Origin of the sequence: Dissulfuribacter thermophilus, assembly GCF_001687335.1 — a bacterium.
Taxonomy (GTDB): domain Bacteria; phylum Desulfobacterota; class Dissulfuribacteria; order Dissulfuribacterales; family Dissulfuribacteraceae; genus Dissulfuribacter; species Dissulfuribacter thermophilus.
In genome coordinates this window covers 41,482-60,479 of record NZ_MAGO01000001.1, presented here as the reverse complement: position 1 = coordinate 60,479, position 18,998 = coordinate 41,482, and the positions used below count along the sequence as shown (strand labels likewise).

Annotated in this window: 18 protein-coding genes; 15 read left to right on the top strand and 3 right to left on the bottom strand. The window is 42.7% G+C overall.

Translation table 11 applies throughout. The features are described 5' to 3' along the window. Positions 1-10: 10 nt before the first annotated feature. Positions 11-625, bottom strand: coding sequence for a GTP-binding protein (locus DBT_RS00280; protein WP_067615292.1), 615 nt, complete (start codon positions 623-625; stop codon positions 11-13). Positions 626-953: 328 nt separating this feature from the next. On the opposite strand from DBT_RS00280, the gene DBT_RS00275 reads away from it, so the two are divergent. From DBT_RS00275 to DBT_RS00265, 3 genes are all read left to right on the top strand, one after another. Beyond that, complete coding sequence (locus DBT_RS00275; RefSeq protein WP_067615290.1) at positions 954-1,802, top strand: HDOD domain-containing protein; 849 nt, start codon at positions 954-956, stop codon at positions 1,800-1,802. Between the two features lie 131 nt (positions 1,803-1,933). Beyond that, a complete protein-coding gene (locus DBT_RS00270; RefSeq protein WP_067615288.1) occupies positions 1,934-2,197 on the top strand; it encodes a hypothetical protein in 264 nt (87 codons plus the stop codon). Positions 2,198-2,224: 27 nt separating this feature from the next. Beyond that, positions 2,225-3,892, top strand: a complete 1,668-nt coding sequence (locus DBT_RS00265; RefSeq protein ID WP_067615286.1) for a LysM peptidoglycan-binding domain-containing protein — start codon at positions 2,225-2,227, stop codon at positions 3,890-3,892. A gap of 74 nt (positions 3,893-3,966) precedes the next feature. Here the strand turns inward: DBT_RS00265 and DBT_RS00260 are convergent, their stop codons facing one another. Together DBT_RS00260 and DBT_RS00255 are read right to left on the bottom strand one after the other, a co-directional pair. After that, positions 3,967-4,473: a BCAM0308 family protein gene (locus tag DBT_RS00260; RefSeq protein ID WP_067615284.1), complete on the bottom strand. Its 507-nt coding sequence runs from the start codon at positions 4,471-4,473 to the stop codon at positions 3,967-3,969. Positions 4,474-4,742: 269 nt separating this feature from the next. Continuing rightward, positions 4,743-6,566, bottom strand: coding sequence for a chloride channel protein (locus DBT_RS00255; protein ID WP_067615282.1), 1,824 nt, complete (start codon positions 6,564-6,566; stop codon positions 4,743-4,745). A 908-nt stretch (positions 6,567-7,474) separates the two neighbouring features. On the opposite strand from DBT_RS00255, the gene DBT_RS00250 reads away from it, so the two are divergent. The 12 genes from DBT_RS00250 (at position 7,475) to DBT_RS00195 (ending at position 18,911) form a co-directional block, all read left to right on the top strand. Next, entirely contained in the window at positions 7,475-8,644 is a 1,170-nt protein-coding gene (locus DBT_RS00250) for an exo-beta-N-acetylmuramidase NamZ family protein (protein ID WP_067615280.1), read from the top strand. A gap of 212 nt (positions 8,645-8,856) precedes the next feature. After that, positions 8,857-9,309, top strand: a complete 453-nt coding sequence (locus DBT_RS00245) for a tetratricopeptide repeat protein (protein ID WP_067615278.1) — start codon at positions 8,857-8,859, stop codon at positions 9,307-9,309. Positions 9,310-9,447: 138 nt separating this feature from the next. Further along, complete coding sequence (gene argH, locus DBT_RS00240) at positions 9,448-10,830, top strand: argininosuccinate lyase (RefSeq protein WP_067615276.1); 1,383 nt, start codon at positions 9,448-9,450, stop codon at positions 10,828-10,830. Then, positions 10,812-11,882 (top strand): fibronectin type III domain-containing protein, encoded by a 1,071-nt coding sequence (locus tag DBT_RS00235; protein ID WP_067615274.1) that lies wholly within the window; start codon positions 10,812-10,814, stop codon positions 11,880-11,882. The genes argH and DBT_RS00235 overlap by 19 nt, the downstream gene beginning before the upstream one ends. 5 nt (positions 11,883-11,887) lie before the next feature. Further along, positions 11,888-13,138 (top strand): diaminopimelate decarboxylase, encoded by a 1,251-nt coding sequence (gene lysA, locus DBT_RS00230; RefSeq protein ID WP_067615272.1) that lies wholly within the window; start codon positions 11,888-11,890, stop codon positions 13,136-13,138. Continuing rightward, the gene (gene dapF, locus DBT_RS00225) at positions 13,131-13,958 is read left to right on the top strand and encodes a diaminopimelate epimerase (protein ID WP_067615270.1); all 828 of its coding nucleotides are present in this window, start codon (positions 13,131-13,133) and stop codon (positions 13,956-13,958) included. Before lysA ends, dapF begins: the two co-directional genes overlap by 8 nt. A 106-nt stretch (positions 13,959-14,064) precedes the next feature. Then, positions 14,065-15,003, top strand: a complete 939-nt coding sequence (dapA, locus tag DBT_RS00220) for a 4-hydroxy-tetrahydrodipicolinate synthase (protein WP_083186510.1) — start codon at positions 14,065-14,067, stop codon at positions 15,001-15,003. Between the two features lie 61 nt (positions 15,004-15,064). Further along, positions 15,065-15,871, top strand: a complete 807-nt coding sequence (gene dapB, locus DBT_RS00215; protein ID WP_067615268.1) for a 4-hydroxy-tetrahydrodipicolinate reductase — start codon at positions 15,065-15,067, stop codon at positions 15,869-15,871. Between the two features lie 168 nt (positions 15,872-16,039). Continuing rightward, positions 16,040-16,807 carry a fumarylacetoacetate hydrolase family protein gene (locus tag DBT_RS00210; RefSeq protein ID WP_067615266.1) on the top strand — a complete coding sequence of 256 codons (768 nt, stop codon included), beginning with the start codon at positions 16,040-16,042 and terminating at the stop codon, positions 16,805-16,807. Between the two features lie 3 nt (positions 16,808-16,810). Continuing rightward, on the top strand, positions 16,811-17,974 hold the full coding sequence (locus DBT_RS00205) for an LL-diaminopimelate aminotransferase (RefSeq protein ID WP_067615264.1): 1,164 nt from the start codon (positions 16,811-16,813) through the stop codon (positions 17,972-17,974). A gap of 164 nt (positions 17,975-18,138) precedes the next feature. Continuing rightward, entirely contained in the window at positions 18,139-18,627 is a 489-nt protein-coding gene (gene folK, locus DBT_RS00200) for a 2-amino-4-hydroxy-6-hydroxymethyldihydropteridine diphosphokinase (protein WP_067615262.1), read from the top strand. Beyond that, the gene (locus DBT_RS00195; RefSeq protein WP_067615261.1) at positions 18,624-18,911 is read left to right on the top strand and encodes a YHS domain-containing protein; all 288 of its coding nucleotides are present in this window, start codon (positions 18,624-18,626) and stop codon (positions 18,909-18,911) included. The genes folK and DBT_RS00195 overlap by 4 nt, the downstream gene beginning before the upstream one ends. Positions 18,912-18,998 lie beyond the last annotated feature (87 nt).

Here is an 18,998-nt window from a genome sequence, read left to right as displayed (position 1 = left end):
AAGATTCCTCTCATCTGTCTGATAGGTGCTTGGTGATGACATTGCGTATGGTTCTTTTGCTGATCTCTTTTAACGTCTCGAAGACCCCGATCCCTTTGACTGCAGCTGCTTCGAAATAAACGGTTTTTAGTTCTTTATTGAGATCTGCCTGCAGTTCATCGATTGTGAGTGTGGGAATGGGAGTATTGACAAGGTCCCTTTTGTTGTACTGTAGTACAATGGGGATCTCCATAATGTCACGGGAGTGTGACTCTAGGTTTGTTTTTAGATCATCCAGACTCTCTTTGTTCTTGTTTTGTCTAATTTTGAGGGAATCAGCTACAAAGACAACCCCATCTACTCCCTTTAATACAAGCTTTCTTGTGGCCTCGTATATGGCCTGTCCTGGTACTGTGTAGAGTTGGATTCTGATGTCAAAGCCGTTGACTTTGCCTAGACTCAATGGCAGCAGGTCGAAAAATAGGGTCCTGTCCCCTTTGGTCTCAATTGTGAGCATTTTACCTTTGATCTTGTGGTCCAGTGCGTTGTAAATGTAAATGAGATTAGTGGTTTTTCCGCACCTTCCAGGGCCATAATATACAATTTTGCAGTGAATTTCTTTTCTGGTTAAATCAATAAGAGCCATTATTCTATATGTATGCCCATTAATTTTTTGATTCTTTTTGTAAAGTTCGGATTCAAAAAACTTACTAAGTTCAAGGAGACAATATAATCGTGTATTGTAACAAATATAAACTTGTCTCTAAACAGTCTTTTTAGGCTTTTATCGACTAAAAAACGGAATTCATTAAAGAATTTTAATGTATATTGTTTTGGGGACGATAACCCTAAATTATGCACTGCGAAAGGGGACAAAAGTACGTCTTCTTCCGGCGCGCCTCGATATCAAAGGGCAAACTCGCCAATTGCATAATTTGGGATAACGAGTTGAAAGAATTAGGAAAGGTTTAAGGATGGAATCCCATATCTCTAAGAGGTTGAAGGAAATTGAGGACTTACCACCAGTACCAAGGACCCTTCAAGAAGTATTTCATAGCTTTGATTCTATTACTACTTCTGCAAAAACACTTGAGGAAATAATAAAAAAAGATCCGGTATTAACTGCCAAGGTCTTAAAAATGGCAAATTCGCCTTACTATGGGGTCCACGGAGAGATAAATTCTATAAGTAAGGCGATAGTCCTACTAGGGTTTGATGAAATCCGCAATCTGGTAATAGGCCTTACGGTAACTGCCACCTTTTCAAGACAGTTTAAAATAAAAAATTTTTCTACCAATGACCTCTGGCTTCATTCCATTGGCGTTGCATATTGCTCCAAGATGCTAGGAGAACGGTGCGATGGAATGGACCCAGATGAATTGTTCACAATTGGATTGATCCATGATTTAGGTCGTTTTTTGATGCCTTTTTATTTTGTCAAAGAACTCGAGCAGGCAGTCTCCATGTCTGAACAAATGGGTATAGGTCTGATTGAGGCGGAGGAAAGGCTTGGAATTTCTCATGCCGAGATAGGGGCATTTTTGGCTATATTGTGGCAATTAAGTGACCTAGTTGTGAGTACAATCCGATATCATCACCATCCAAAGGGAGCAGGTCAACATAGTCGAACAGCTTCAGTCATTTATGTAGCTGATCAGTTGGTGCAAAAGATAGGCCAAGGATGGAATCTGGATTACAAGAATACAAAGCTCTTTGTCCCAAAGCTTTTGGGATTGCATGCAACTGATATCAAGGCGATAGCGCGAGAATTGAAGAAAAATATGAAGTCAATTAAGGATAGCTGGAGTACCATACTGGACTAGCATTGGAGATTTTCCTTTATTCCTCGTAAGTCACAGTTGAAACAACGAAGTTTGCATGTTAACTAATCTCTCTTGCGGAAAATTGGCAAAACACTTTGAAGCTAAATTCCGCATGGTTGAAGTGAGGAAAAATGTCTTATTTTAATAAGATCAACACTGTATTTTTAAAAATTACAAAGAAGTTAATTCCATGTTCTAGAAAATTTCAATTCATCACCATCTTTTTATTTCCCATCCTTGAGAATTATCAATTTGGGCGAATTTATAATGCAGTCAGTGGTGTTAAGGTGGCCATTTGCGAGCCACTCCGTGGCTATTTACGATTTAATTGTTTAACTTCGGCTGGATTCATCCCATCGTGCATCATTGGAAAGATTGTTGATTACAGGATTTAGAAAAAAATGTTAGGAGACAGATTTTCCGTGAAACTAATATCATTATTGATCAGTGTATTTTTGTTAGTGTCGGCGTGTGCGCCGGTTTCTCATAAGCAAAACCTGAATCATGCCTTGGTATCAACAACACCAAAGGAAATTGACAAAGATGTAAATGGCTCAAGCGTTATTCTAGGTGATGATTTGCCTCTTCATGCCAATGAGGCGACTTGCTCGGAAAATAAAGGGGCCGAAGTCCCGTTTTTTGAAAAGATCCGTGGGAAAGAGGCTGTAGAATATTTAGAGAATGACTATGATTTTTCTAGAAAATATGACCTTGAGCGTTATCAAAGGATGTTGGATACTGCCTTGGAGCTCTGTAAAACAGCTCAGGAGCTCTGGGGAAAAGGTAAACTCAACGATGCATTAAATGCCCTAGATGAAGCCTACGCCCTGATTTTAAAAGTTGACCCAGATAGCAAGCCTGAACTACTTCAACAAAAAGAGGATCTGCGATTTCTCATTGCCAAGCGAGTTATGGAGATCCATGCCTCCAGGTTTACAGTGGCAAATGGACTCCATGGCGAGATCCCCCTTATCTTAAACAAGGAAGTGATGGAGGAGATTAAGAGGTTTCAAGGGCCAGAGCGTTCATTTTTTCTAGCTGCCTATCGCAGATCAGGTCGTTACAGGCCCATGATCGTAAAGGCATTGAAAGAGGCGGGACTACCTGAAGAGCTTTCATGGCTACCACTTATTGAGAGTGGTTTTAAGGTTAGGGCCTTGTCAAGGGCAAGGGCCCTAGGACTTTGGCAGTTCATAGCAAGCACTGGCTATAAATTTGGACTCAATAGGAATACCTGGATTGATGAGAGACTTGATCCAGAAAAATCTACGAGGGCTGCAATACAATACCTAACAGAACTTCATAAAATATTTGGTGATTGGATGACTGTGCTTGCAGCTTATAATTGCGGTGAAGGCACAGTCCTTCGTGTTATTCGAAAACAGAGAATTAATTATCTCGATCACTTTTGGGATCTCTATCAAATGCTGCCGAGAGAGACAGTAAGATATGTTCCACGCTTTATTGCCACACTTCTCATTGTAAAAGAGCCGGAAAAATTTGGTTTTACCCTTGGTGAGCCAGAACCTGCTCTTACCTTTGAAAAGGTAGAACTAAAAAAGCAGCTCCATCTTGCTCAAATTGCAGAAGCAATAGGGGTCTCAAAAAAGGTATTAAAAGAGCTCAATCCAGAACTTAGATACCAGATAACTCCACCAGGTTCTTATGCCTTGAGAGTGCCAGTGGGGAAAAAAGAGGTTCTGTTAGCCAAACTAGAGGAAATCGATTCTTGGAGTCTCCCAAAGAAGGCCTTTGTGTATCATAAGGTTAGACGCGGCGAGACGCTTTCTTCAATAGCCTTAAGATATGGAGCAAGGATTCGAGATATCGAATTGGCCAATAATATAAGGCATAGAAATTTGATAAGGGTGGGTCAAACCCTAAAGGTCCCATTGACAGGCAAAGGGCCTAATATCCCAAGGCAATTATACGCTAAGAAGAAAAAGAAGTTTAAGCGCTATGTAGTGCAACGAGGAGATAGTCTATGGCTTATTGCAAGAAAATTCAATACTAGCGTTACTTCTATCAAAAAAGCCAACGGCCTTCGATCAAACTGTCTTTCAGTGGGGCAAGTATTGAAGATACCGTAGTGGATGGTGGGCTAAAGTCCAAGGGTGTGATTGCCTCTAGGACTTTAGCCCTATTATATGGGGGACTAAATTTATCAATCTCTGTTCCAGGTTATTCTAATGCTTTTTTCGGCATCGCCATATCTCATTTCCAGCACTCCCTGATAGGCGTTCCTCAAGGCTTCACCGAGTCTCCTTGCAATGTGAATGCCAGTAGTTTTAATTACAAGGGAGTCTTCTAGGTATTCTTGGTCCATTATTCTTTCCAATGGATGGTCTTTTTTTTCTGATTCCTCCTCATTAGCTATTAAATTCAAGATTTCTTGTTCATGTTTTTTAAAAAAGAGACCCTTGATTTCTACGGTACCAGCAGGGAAATCATCTTTAGTGCGCTGACATGCTGGACAAAGTGCCTCTTGAACGCCTTCGGTCAGTTCAATGGGGATCATCTCCTCTTTGGGCCAGGTCCATCTTCCTCCTGTAAAAACAAGTCCACAGACCTTACATGTGGTATTTTCTGGCCATTTTTCTCTCTCTCTGTAGGGATCATGGTCTTTTTCTTGAATGAGACGATCTGCCCTTCCATGATGACTTTTGTACATAGACGACTCCTTGTTTTTTTTTGTGACTCCTAAATCCTACAATTGGCGAGTTTGTCCAAGATGTAAGGTGTTACGAGCGTAGATGTACTTAGGTACTTGAAAACTTGAACAACGCAGAGACCCGGATAAAATCGCCAATCCCGAAGGGCTGCCAAATGGGACAAAAAATGTGGCCATTCAATTTTTGTCCTCTTTGGCAGAGAAGGATTTAGATGACTCATAATTTCATAGTAGACACTGGCTAGAAAAGGTCAAGGCTTGGGCCCAGATTAGATAATGGGGGCTTTTGAGTCGCTCATGTTGGAAAGTAGATTTTCATAGGCCTTCAAAATGTCGGATCTCGTTAAGATACCGCTGAAATGCTTTTCATCTCCTCTTGAGGAAAGCACTACAACTTCGTCTACATTTTCTTCTGCCATACGCTTAAGGGCAAGGCTGAGTGCATCCCAGGAATATACTATTGGTCTCGTTTCTATGAGATCTACTGCCGAGACAGAGCTTGAAAGTCCATTTTGCGAGACAGTCTTTCTGACTTTTATTGCTGGTACCACCCCTAAGAATTCTCCCTTTTTGCTCATGACAGGGAATACTGAATGAGGATACCTAGACATGTATTCTAGGAGTTTTGGTAGCGTAGTGTTAGATAAGACGGGAGCAGGCTGCTCTTTTTTAAATCGTTTCAATGCCTCGTGGACAGTGAGTTTACCAAGCACTCCTATTAGGAAATCTCCATGATGTATAGGAGTATCAAAACGAGTAGTGATCTGTTTTTCGTAAAGTCCAACTTTGCCCCGTAATAGAAAAGCAAGGGTGGATACCCACACTGCTGGAAGAAGTAGACCATAACCGCCAGTCATTTCGCTTACCATAATTACCGTGGAAAATGGGGTGCTGGCAGCTGCAGCAAAAAAGCCTGCCATGCCAACAATGCAATAGGCCTCCGGTACAGGGACAAAAGAAGGAAAAAAGTGGTGGAGACCCATTCCAACTGCGCCGCCCAAGGCCCCTCCTATGACTACACTTGGTCCAAATACACCTCCACTTCCGCCAGATCCGATGCTAAAGGCAGTTGTAAAACTCTTGGCTATTGCCACAGTAAGGAGGAGCATAAGGCCACATTTGCCAAAGAAGGCGTTCTGCAAAAGACCATAGCCAGTATAGATGGCATCGGGGATGAAATAGCCAATAATCCCAGTAAAGAGTCCTCCGATGGCGGGCTTAATATGAGGAAGTACTGGCAGTTTTAAAAACAGATCTCTTATGAAGTAAAAAAGTCTGGAATGTAGATTGGCACCAATTGCTACTATAACTGCAAGTACCGTGTAAGGTAATATCTCTTTTGCGTGGGCAAATGTAAAATTTGGCGGGGTATAGAATAGATTTCCAAAGCCAAAAAAGAGAGAGAACACACAATATGCAACTACAGATGTTATGGCAGATGGGACAAGAAGTTCGTATTCCATGTCTATGTCTCTGTATAAAATTTCAGCGGCGAAGATTGCCCCAGCAAGTGGAGCATGAAAGATGGAGCCAATCCCGGCACTCATTCCAGCCATCATGAGAATGCGTCTTTCTTCTTGGGTCAAAGAAAGCCATTGGGCCAGTATAGATCCGAAGCCTGCACCTATCTGGGCAATTGGGCCTTCGCGTCCACCTGAACCGCCAGATCCGATAGTTATGGCAGATGCGATAGTTTTGATTATAGGGATCCTTGCTCTCACCATTCCATTTTTGAAGTGGTATGCCTCGACTGCGGCATCGGTGCCATGTCCTTCTGCCTCAGGCGCAAAGGTGTAGACGAGCCAGCCTGATATAAGACCTCCGATGGCAGGGACTATTGCAAGGGCCCAGCGATTAAAGGGGGTGGCAGTTGGAGGGAAAATGGAATGCTCACCCATGGGACCTTCTGGCCTGTAACCAGCGAGAAAGTCGAGGAATACTTTATGGGCAAGATCAAGGGAACAATAAAATAGTACTGAACCAAGCCCTGCTACAATGCCTGTTGGGATTGCAAGAATAAGGACTCTTCTATACTGAAACCATCGTTTAAGATTGAATGAGTGTTTTAATAGGCGTCTTAAGCTCTTAATCATTTAAGCTAGTTTAGCATTGTATTTAGGTAATTAGAAGAGACCTCTATAAGGTTCTTTATTTTAACCTAAATTCTGCACGGCAAAAGAGGCAAATCTGGATATTTAATATAACAAACGGCAATTTTAACAAAGCGCCATAATCCCGGATTATGCAGCTCGCAAGTTTGCCGAAGATGCGAGGCGGAGGGCAGCAGACGTACTTTGGTACTTCAAGTGCCCGACAACAAAGCAGATTCGGTAAAATTGCGAGCCCCTAGCGGCTTCAAATGCCTGAGGATTTATCACGGATTGAACTTTACCTTTTGAGTGAAGGCACAACGGGAATCGATGCATGTTAACTATGCAATAATTCATAGAAATTACTTTCTTCAGGCATTTGAAGTGCATAATCCGGGATAATAGTCTTGGCGTCCTTTCCCTTGTATCTTGAGTGTCCTGTGGTCGGTTAGATTTTATTATCAGTAACGAATGGGATGGGATGAAATTAGATGGGATTGGGGTGGCTGGAATGGCGTTGGATGGGATGGCGGAGGCGCTCCAAACGGAACATGGTCTCGCTTTTTCCTCAGCGCTCCGCTTGGCCGGACTAGCTGGCATCCATTTAAAAGTGTTGAGTTTTGAGTTATGAGTTTTGAGTTAGAGGAAGCAACGTTTAATAGCCCTATTCCTTCAACTTAAAACTCAACACTCAAAACTAAAAAAATTAGGCTCGGCCTAGCGGAGCATGTCCGTCTAGTGAGGCCTTGTCCCACAGGGGGTCCACTGCCCGTCCACTGGTCTGCTGGGCTGCCCCCTGTTTTGGATTTCGTGCTTCGAATTTCGAATTTGCATATCCTTATATGAAAAATTCAGTTTGTCCCCTTTTGCAGTGCATAATTTGGGATTATTAAAAAAAGGTGCAAAGAGAGATGGCAAAGGTTGTAACAGGACTTGAGAGTTTGGCTTTAGATCCAAGACCATTAAAAGGTCTACGAATAGGTCTTTTGTGTCACCAGGCCTCAATAGACTCTAGACTAAGGCAGGCAAAAAATATCCTTTTTGAATTGTTTGGTAAGGATTTAAAGTGCCTCTTTTCGCCGCAGCATGGTCTCTATGCAGACAAGCAGGATAATATGGTGGAGTCAGAAGACATGATCGATGAGGATTTGGGTATCCCTGTGTTTAGTCTGTATGGAAAGAGGCGTAAACCCAGTACTGACAGTCTTTCAAATATTGACTGTCTTATAATAGACCTTCAGGATGTGGGTACTCGTGTCTATACCTATATTTGGACCATGTGTCTTTGCATGAAGGAGGCAGCAAAGGCTGGTATTAAGGTGGTGGTCCTTGATAGGCCAAATCCTTTAGGAGGCGAAAGGGTAGAGGGCAATCTGCTTAGCCCAGATTTCTTTTCTTTCGTAGGGATGGCCCAGATCCCCATGCGCCACGGCATGACTATTGGAGAGATCGCACTCTATTTAAGAAGGGAATTCGGCCTGGATCTTGATCTCAAAGTTATCAAAATGGCTGGATGGAATAGGCGAATGTATTTTGACGAAACAGGACTTCCGTGGGTATGGCCTTCTCCGAATATGCCGACTCTTGATACTGCTTTGGTTTACCCAGGGCAGGTGCTTTTAGAAGGCACTAATCTTTCAGAAGGTAGAGGTACGACTAGGCCTTTTGAGGTGTTTGGTGCACCGTATCTTGATATCAAGGTAATTTCGAGAGAAATGGAAGGTTCTGATCTAAAAGGTTTTTATTTGAGACCTCAATACTTTGAGCCCACTTTTCATAAATGGCACGGAGAAACTTGTAAGGGCGTTCAAATTCATGTGATAGATAGGTATAAGTTTGAACCTTATTTGTTCACACTTACACTATTATCCGTTGTCATGAGACATTTTAAAGATGATTTTTCATATAAACTCCCTCCCTATGAGTACGAATTTGAAAGGCTTCCAATGGACCTCCTCATTGGAAAACAGGAGATAAGAATGCTAGTTGAGGATGGTATGGATTCTACTGGATTGAGAGAGGTCCTTAGACGAGATCAGGAAGCCTTTTGTGAGATGCGACAGGCATATCTTTTATATTAAAAATTCCGTTCTCATAAAACAGACAGTCATATTTGTTGACTCTCATAAAGTGAAATATATAATTTTTTATAGCAAATAAAATTAGGAGGGCAGTTATGTCAAAAGTGGTCTCATGGCAAGATTCCTTGGAAAACGCCTTGGAGATGGCCAAAAATGAAGGAAAGTTTGTGCTCCTGGATTTTTTTAATCCTGGATGAATTGGTTGTCAACAGATGGAGGCAGTTACGTTTCCAGATAATAAGGTTGTAGAATTTATTGAATCAAATTTTATACCGGTAAGAATAGCCTTTGATGCAAAACCACTTTCAGAAGAATTCAATGTGAAATGGACCCCTACCATAATTACGCTTGATGATTCAGGGAAAGAGCACCACCGAACAGTGGGATTTCTTTCTTCAGAAGAGCTCATTCCATCATTGAATCTTGGAATTGGGAAGGGCTATTTTGAGAAAGATGAACTGAAAGAGGCCTTGAAATGGTTTGAACACATAGTGATTCAATATCCAAAAAGTGATTTTACTCCTGAAGCGCTATTTTTAAAGGGCGTTGTTCAGTATAAGTTGACTCAAGATCCAAAGCCGTTAAAAGAGGCTTATGAAGATTTGACAAAAAATTTTCCAGACAGCGAGTGGACAAAGAGGGCCTATCCATATAGGCTTTTATAAAACTATGTAAGTTAAAAGGGCTAAAAAGGCCTGTCCTTTTGAAATGATTGGGCAGGCTTTTTTATGTCCATAAGGATTTTCTCTTGTTGATAAATTGATTCTCTGGAATAATAACCATTATTTTGAAAGGGGGCTTTTATGGCAAAAAAGCCGTGGGGAGGGCGGTTTAAAGAATCGACTCATGAACTTGTGGAAAGGTTTACTGAAAGTGTAAGCTTTGATAAAAGGCTCTATAGGTGGGACATAAAAGGCAGTATGGCCCATGCCAGGATGTTGGCCAAACAGGGCATCATCTCAAAGGATGATGCTGAGCGAATTGTTGAGGGGCTCAGTGTCATCAAAGAAAAAATTGACAAAGGCGAGTTCCATTGGGATCAAAAACTTGAAGATGTTCACATGAACATTGAGGCAGAGCTCTCACGGCTCATAGGAGAGCCTGGAAAGAGACTTCATACAGCTCGAAGCAGGAATGATCAGGTAGCAACTGATATCCGACTTTATCTCAAAGATGAGATAAACTCCCTGGATAAGGCCTTGGCCTCGTTGCAAGGTGCTATTCTTTATCAGGCCAAGGAATATATGGGATATGCAATGCCTGGCTTTACTCACCTCCAGCACGCACAACCAGTCCTGTGGTCGCATCATATGATGGCCTATTTTGAACAATTCAGACGAGACAGAGAACGCTTAAGGGATACATTGAAGCGTGTTGATGTGTGCCCTCTTGGTTCTGCAGCACTAGCAGGAACAGATTTTCCAATCGATAGGGAATATGTTCGGGAAGAATTAGGGTTTTCTGGATTGACTCGTAACAGTATGGATGCAGTATCTGATAGGGATTTTGTGGCAGAGTTTATCTTCTGTGCGAGCCTCATAATGATTCATTTAAGCAGGCTTTCAGAAGAACTTATTCTTTGGAGTAGTGAAGAATTTTCTTTTGTTGAGCTACCTGATAGTTTTTGTACTGGTTCGAGCATCATGCCTCAGAAAAAGAATCCTGACTGTCCTGAACTCATTAGAGGAAAGACCGGCAGGGTTATAGGGGACCTTGTTGCCATTTTGACCCTCATAAAGGGGCTTCCCATGGCATATAACCGGGATCTTCAAGAGGACAAAGAGCCCCTTTTTGATGCATGCGATACAGTGAGATCGTGTGTAGAGGTCATGGAAGGGGTCTTGAGGGGGATGGTTCCCAAAAAAGAACGTCTTAACCAGGCGTTAAAAAGCGGATATCTTACAGCGACTGATCTCGCAGACTATTTGGTAGAAAAAGGGGTTCCTTTTAGGACTGCTCATGAGGTAGTAGGGCGTGTAGTGGCCTATTGTATAGAGAACAACAAAGAGCTATGGGACTTAGATTTAGATGAGCTCAGGTCTTTTTCTTCAGTGATTGAAGAGGACTGTTTTGAACGTTTGAGTATTGATGGCTCTATCAAAAAAAGGAATTCATACGGAGGTACCTCTCCTGATCAGGTGTTAAAGGCCATTGAGGAGGCAGAGCGTTGGCTGGCAGAGTTCTAGCACCTCCTGTCAGGATATATGTATTAATTGCATTACTTCTGGCTGTGACACCGGGGTGTGGAAGGAAAAGTCCTCCTGTACCACCAGGCACTTTAAAGCCGATGCCTCCCAAAGACGTTAAGTACACTATAACTAAGGATGGAGTAGTGCTTTCATGGGGAGTGCCCGTAAAGAATGTAGACGGAAGTCCTATCGTTGGATTAAAGGGCTTTGAGGTTTTTAAGGCCTTTGGTGCTGACAATAGTTGTTTAGAATGTCCTAGACGTTTTAAAAATCCGGTTTGGATTCCCTTTAAGGGCAAGCTTAAAAGGGGTATTACAATGGCCTATGAGGATCGAACTCTGGTCCGTGGAGGCCGATATTTTTATAAGGTTAGGACAGTTAAGGGGTTGTTTTCAAAGAGTGAATTCTCAAATGAGGTGAGCTTTTCATGGCATCCGCCGCCAAGTGTTCCCATAGCCATTGGCGTTGATAGAAAAGATGGGGTGGTAGAAATCAAATGGCGACCTCCGGTCTATTTTGAAGATGGGACACTCGTTGGCCAGAAAGAACTTTCAAGGCTCGTATATAAAATATTTAGGCGGAGAATAAATGAAAAAAATTGGAGGCTTTTAGAAGAAGATTATAAATCAACTCATTTTATTGATAGAAATGTGAGCTCAAATGAAGACTATGTTTATAAGATAGAGCCAATATTTAAATTTGGCCAGACCCCTATTCCAGGACTAGAGTCACTGGAGATGATTGCCCTTGAGGAACAGTCCAAAGGTGAAATTGCTGTTCCAGAGGAACTAGTTGCAGTGCCAAGAAAAGATGGTATAGAGCTTCACTGGGAGGCAAAACTAGGTGAAGGGCAGGGGTTCAGAGTTTATAGGCGGGGGCCTAAAGGACTTGTTGAGGTCTTGAATCGAGAACCCTTAAGATACAATCAATTCAAAGACACTACCAAGCTCCCAAAAGGTACATATACCTATTGGGTGACAATTGTGAGTTCAGGACCTCACCCTATTGAAGGGCCTCCCTCAAATAGAGTTAAGCTCGAGGTGGATTGAGGCGTATGGACTATTTTGATTTTAAAAATGGGGAACTATATTGTGAGGACTGTAGAGTTTTAGATATTGAAAAAGAGGTTGGCACTCCGTTTTATTTATACAGTGCAAAGACCCTGGAAAGGCATTTTAAGGCGTATGAAGACGCCCTTCATGGCATTCCTCACCTTGTATGTTTTGCAGTTAAGGCAAATAGCAACCTAGCTGTCTTGAGATTCTTAGGAGAACTTGGAGCAGGGGCAGATATAGTCTCTGGTGGCGAGTTGTTTAGGGCACTCAAGGCAGGTATCAGTCCTTCGAGGATTGTTTATTCAGGGGTTGGCAAGACTGGAGAGGAGATAAAAGAGGCCCTTAATTCAGGGGTTTTAATGTTTAATGTGGAATCAACTGGTGAACTTGAAAAGATCGGAGAGGTTTCCAGGACAATTGGAAAGGCCGCCCCAATTTCTTTTAGAGTGAATCCTGACGTAGATCCAAAAACTCATCCATATATATCTACAGGTCTTGAAGAAAATAAGTTTGGGTTGCCAGTAGATGAGGCAAGAAGGGCTTACGAGTATGCCTCTAGGAATGAGGAGTTTCTCATAAGGGGGATAAGTTGTCATATTGGATCCCAGCTTACTGAAGTAAGTCCCTTTGTTGATGCCTTGAAGAGGGTATTGAGTCTCGTGGATGAATTGGAGAAAAAGGGTATCAAGATAGAATACCTCGACATGGGCGGAGGACTTGGCATCAAATATGACAATGAGAGCCCACCGCTCCCAGAGGAATATGTCAAGGCATTGAAGACGACCATAGGTTCGAGGGATTTAAAATTGATTCTTGAACCAGGAAGGAGTATCTGCGGCAACGCAGGCATTTTGGTCACCAAAGTTTTATATAAGAAAAAGACACCTAAGAAGGCCTTTTTGGTGGTAGACGCCGCAATGAATGATCTGGCCAGGCCAAGCCTTTATAAGGCCTTTCATGAGATAGTACCAGTAGTGGAGCAGGATGCAAAAATGTCTACCTTCGATGTGGTAGGGCCAATATGTGAGACAGGAGATTTTTTTGCGAGATCACGGTCTTTGCCAGAGGTAAATCCGGGAGATCTCTTGGCCATAAGGAGCGCAGGGGCTTATGGTTTTACCATGAGTTCAAATTATAATTCCAGACCAAGGGTGGCAGAAGTAATGGTCTATGGAGATAAGTTTAAGGTGGTGAGAAGGCGCGAGACCTTTGATGATCTTATTAGAGGAGAGACCTTTTTCCATGAATAAGCCAATTTCTTTTAAAAAGATGCACGGTAGTGGAAATGACTTCATCCTAGTAGACAATCGCTCCATGGTCGTCCCCCTTGAAAAGGCAAATGAGGTTGCAAAGATCCTTTGTAGGAGAAAATTTGGTGTTGGTGCTGACGGCCTAATCCTTATTTGTGAATCAGAGCAAGCGGATTTCAAGTGGTATTTCTATAATGCTGATGGGAGCGAGGCAGAGATGTGTGGCAATGGGGGTAGATGTGCTGCAAGGTTTGCCTTTGAGACGGGAATAGCTGGAAGTGAACTCTCTTTTGAGACTTTAGCGGGAATAATTCACGCAAGCATCAATGGCAAAAGAGTGAAGCTTGAGCTGCCTACTCCAGAAATATTGGAAAGAGAACTGACTCTAGATGTCAGGGATCAGGTTATTACAGGCAGTTTTTTGAATACCGGAGTCCCCCACTTTGTCCAGATTGTTGAAGACGTCCAGGCAGTACCAGTTTATGAAATTGGACGCCTAATTCGTCACCATAAGAAGTTTCAGCCACAGGGTACAAACTGTAATTTTGTTGAGATTAGGAAGGAAAACTACATTGTTGTGCGCACCTACGAAAGGGGCGTGGAGGACGAAACCCATGCCTGCGGTACTGGGGCGGTTGCCAGCGCCATAAGTTGTGCTCTGTCCATGAAATGCGTGCCCCCTATTACAGTGGAGACATGGGGTGGAGAAAAGTTAAAAGTCTTTTTTGAGCTGACACAAGAAGGTGTAAAGGATGTATTTCTTGAGGGAGAGGCCATAATTGTATATTCTGGAGAGTTAAATGGAGATATGATCGTTTAGGTTTAAAACCTGGATCCTGTAGGATAGATCGCGATATGTTCGCCTCGTCTCATTGACAGGCTCGGTAATTTCAGGATTCAGGTAAAAATATTGAGGAGGATTTGTCATGAGCTGTGCCAAACGTAGTTGTAAAACAGGGGCCAAAAAGTCTAATTCCAAAGGGAAAAAGGAGATAAAGGGGGCAATAGTAGCCATTGTTACTCCATTTAAGGATGGCGAGATTGATGAAAAGGCATATAGGGAACTGATAGACTGGCATATAAAAAGTGGTACTCATGCCATTGTACCAGTTGGAACCACAGGTGAGTCTGCCACTCTAAGTCATGATGAACATAAACGTGTTATTGAAATATGCATTGACCAGGTGAAGGGGAGAGTGCCAGTAATAGCGGGTGCAGGTTCAAACAATACTGAGGAATCCCTTGATCTTGCAAGATTTGCTAAGAAGGCTGGGGCAGATGCCATCCTTATGGTAACCCCATATTATAACAAGCCCACTCAAGAGGGCCTCTATCAACACTACAAGACCGTAGCAGAAGAGGTGAAAATACCAATAATTCTCTACAATGTTCCTGGCAGGACAAGCGTAAACCTTTTACCTTCAACGGTTGCTCGTCTGTCAAAGTTGAAATACATTGTGGGCATAAAGGAGGCCAGTGGAAATCTAAAGCAGGTCTCTGAAGTCATAAAGCTCTGCGGCTCCAAATTTATAGTCCTTTCAGGAGATGATCCAACAAGTTATGCAACAATGGCTCTTGGGGCCAAAGGAGTCATATCAGTGACTTCTAACGTAATGCCAAAGGAAATGGCACGTATGATGGATGCATGCCTTGCTGGAGAGTGGGAGAAGGCCAAAAAACTTCACTATAAACTCTTTGACATGTTTAACGCCCTTTTTATCGAAACGAATCCCGTACCAGCAAAACAGGCCCTGTATCTCATGGGCAAGATAGAGAGCCCTGAAGTAAGGCTTCCCCTTGCCCCCATGCAGGAAGAGAACGTGGAGAAGTTAAAAGCAGTTTTGAGTCAGTATAAGCTTATATAACGACTGACTACGGATTGTTGAAGATTTGGGTTTAATCTCTAAAAGAAAGGAGGAGACTGTAATGATTAAGGCGATCGTAGCGGGTGCAGCTGGTCGAATGGGGGGAAGGATAATCAACATAATCAATGACACAGAAGGGATTGAACTGGGGGCCGCCTTTGAACATCCAGAAAGTCAGGATGTAGGCAAGGATGCAGGGGTAGTGGCTGGAATTGGTGAGATTGGAGTGAGGATTGAGGATTCCCTGGAAAAGGTTATAGAAAAAGGAGATGTGATAATAGATTTTACTTTCCATGAGGCATCCTTAAACCACGTCAAGATTGCAGCTCACAATAAAAAGCCAATGGTCTTAGGTACCACTGGTTTTAGCAAGGAAGAACTTGATGAAATTCATGGTCTTGCAAAGGAGAATTTCCCCCTGGTCCAGGCCTATAATATGAGTACAGGCATAAATCTCCTTTATAAACTAGTGGAGCTTACGGCAAAGGTCCTGGGCGAAGGCTATGATATTGAGATAATCGAGGCCCACCACAGGATGAAAAAGGATGCCCCGAGCGGAACCGCAATAAAGCTCCTGGATGTTGCATCCAAGGCTATGGGTTGGGATACAGAGGAATGCGCGAGGTTTTGTCGAGAAGGTATTATTGGAGAAAGGCCTTCCAAGCAAATTGGAGTCCAAACCATTCGCGGAGGGGATATAGTGGGTGAACATACAGTGCTTTTTGCCGGTATTGGCGAGAGGATAGAGCTAACCCATAGGGCCTCTAGCCGCGATACCTTTGCAAAGGGTGCTGTAAGGGCTGCCATGTGGATAGTTGGCAAAGAACCAGGCATATATGATATGCATGATGTATTAGGGTTGAAATAGCAGGAGGCTCTGACTGGAGCCTGGCAAACATGAGCTGGTCTTAGCACATACTTAAGACCGTTTAAAAGTGTTGAGTTTTGAGTGATGAGTTTTGAGTTAAAGGAATAAAATCTTTTAAGGTTCTTTTCCTTCAATTCAACACTCAAAACTACCGTTGAGGGCGGTTTAATGAAGATAGTTAGATTCCATATCAAAGAAAATTCAACGCCAAAATATGGGTTACATCGCGGGGATTATGTCAGGGTGATCGTTGCTGATCCCTTTGTAGGTATGATAGTCGGGACCTCAGAAACTTATCCCCTGGATGAGGTCACCCTCCTTGCCCCTTGTGTTCCCTCAAAGATTGTTTGCGTAGGCCTAAATTATAGGGATCATGCCAAAGAGCTGGGTATGGAACTACCAGAAGAACCCCTTATTTTTCTTAAACCCCCTTCGTCGGTAATTGGCCCTTACGAAGAGATAGTGATTCCACGTCAGTCCCAAAGGGTCGATCACGAGGCAGAGCTTGCAGTGGTAGTAGGCAAAAGGGCAAAAGACGTAAGTCCAGAAGAGGCAATGAATTATGTCTTGGGATTTACGTGCCTAAATGATGTTACAGCGAGAGATTTGCAAAAAAAAGATATACAGTTTACGCGTTCAAAGAGTTTCGATACATTTTGTCCTATTGGTCCATGGATTGAAACTGAATTTGAGCCCAAAAATCAAGGGGTTCGCTGTCGAGTAAACGGCCAGATCAAGCAGGATTCCACACTTTCTAACCTAATTCATTCTCCACAAAGCTTATTAAGCTTTATTTCCTCAATTATGACCTTAGAACCCGGAGATATTATTGCAACTGGGACACCAAAGGGAGTTTCGGCACTAAAGCCAGGAGATGAAGTAACTGTAGAGATAGAGGGAATCGGAGAGTTAAAAAACAAGGTAAAAGAGGAGTAGCTTATGGAATTTACGCAATCAGATAGGCTAAAAAAACTTCCACCATATCTTTTTGTAGAACTGGATAGAAAAAAGAATGAGGCAATTAAGCGGGGCGTAGACGTTATTGATTTGGGCATTGGAGATCCTGATATCCCAACGCCTGCATTTATTGTGGAAAAGATGATGGAGGCCGTCAAAAATCCATCTTATCATAGATATCCCTCTTCTAATGGAATGCAGTCCTTTAGAGAGGCTGCAGCCACTTTTGTAAAAAGGCGCTTCGGTCTTGATCTAGATCCTGATACAGAGATTACTGCCATTATTGGTTCAAAGGAGGCCATATTTCACTTCCCTATGGCATTTTTAAATCCTGGGGATGTGGTCCTCGTCCCGACTCCTGGCTATCCTGTTTATCATATAGGGACATTATTTGCAGGAGGACAGACCTACTATCTACCTCTTTATGAAGAAAATGGATTTTTGCCTGATCTTGATTCCATTCCACAAGACATCCTCGAACGTGCCAAGATACTTTGGCTAAATTATCCCAACAACCCAACAGCAGCTCTGGCAACTCCAGAGTTCTTTGAGAGGGTGGTTTCCTTTGCCAAGCAACACAAGATAATAGTCTGTCATGATGCCGCCTATTCAGAGATGACCTTTGATGGATACAAGGCCCCGAGTTTTCTTGAGACACCAGGGGCAATGGATGTTGGTTTAGAGTTTCACTCTCTCTCTAAGACATACAACATGACTGGTTGGAGGATAGGTTTCGCTGTTGGAAATCAAGAGCTCATTAGAGGGCTTAAAACCGTTAAATCCAATGCTGATTCAGGTCAGTTTGAGGCTATTCAAGCTGCAGCAGCAACTGCTCTTATGAGTGATCAGTCCTGTGTGGAGGAAATGAGGAAGATTTATGAGGAGAGGCGAAACGCGCTTGTGGAATCACTTAAAGGTGTTGGACTGAACCCACCCATGCCAAAGGCTACGTTTTATTTATGGTTGAAAGTGCCAAATGGTCATACTTCTCAGTCCTTTGCATCTCTGTTATTAGATGAAGCGGGTATAGTTTGCACTCCAGGAAATGGTTTTGGAGATCCTGGAGAGGGATTTGTGCGCATGGCCCTTACGGTTTCAAAGGAACGCATGAAAGAGGTGGGAGACAGGTTACGTAAGGTTCTCTGAGACAAACCAGCGGTCAGGGCCATGGCGCCTGTAAAGGCCTAGCTTTACGCGCTTGCAGGGCCTAACAGATGTGAGCCCATTTGAAAATAGTAGTAGGACATCTTGATGTTTAGACCTCAATCACGAGGCAAATGGTGCGCCCTGTGAGCGTTTAAGAGGTATTCATGGGAAGGACTCATTTATGTTATCTTGGCCTAGGATCAAATCTTGGAGATCCAAAACAGAATGTGTTGTCTGCAATTTCAAGAATTGGAAGTCTCCCTCTAACAGATCTCTCTTCACACTCTAGACTCTATAAAACAGCACCAGTTGGAATGGATTCGCTCAACTGGTTTGTAAATGCTGTGTGTGAAATACGAACAGAGTTAGGGCCAAGGAGCTTGCTTGAGCTTTGTCTGGACCTTGAGAGGGCCTTCGGAAGGGACAGAGCACGGGGAAAAGACCGAGAATTAGATGTAGATATTCTGTATTATTCAGATTGTATAATTTGGGAGTATGATCTCAAGATTCCCCATCCAAGGCTTTCGCAAAGGGCATTTGTATTGGTGCCATGGTCCGAGATCGCTGGAGGCCTTGTTCTGAGGCCCTGGGGTAAAAGCATAACTGATCTTATGAAAGATATCGATTTAAGGGGCATTGAGGAGATTTCATGAGGCTAATCTTATTTCTGGCGCTTTTATTTCTGTGTTACTATGCTGTTAAAATTCTTTCGTCTCAGTTAACTTCTAAAAGAAAAGAAGCTGATTATTATGGTAAAAATGGTACAACTGCTAGCAGTGATGCCCTCGTTGATGAACTTGTGAAAGATCCAATCTGTGGAGTATATATCCCCAAAAAAGATGCTATTGTTTTGAAATTAAAAGGGAAATACTATTATTTTTGCAGTCATACCTGTAAAGACGCCTTCCTCTCTTCGTTAAAAAAATCACCAAACTAGAAATTCCTTAAAAATAATATTAAGGTGCACTAAAGAAATTTTAATTTCTTCCGAAAATAGCATCATGAGATAGAGAGATTGATGATA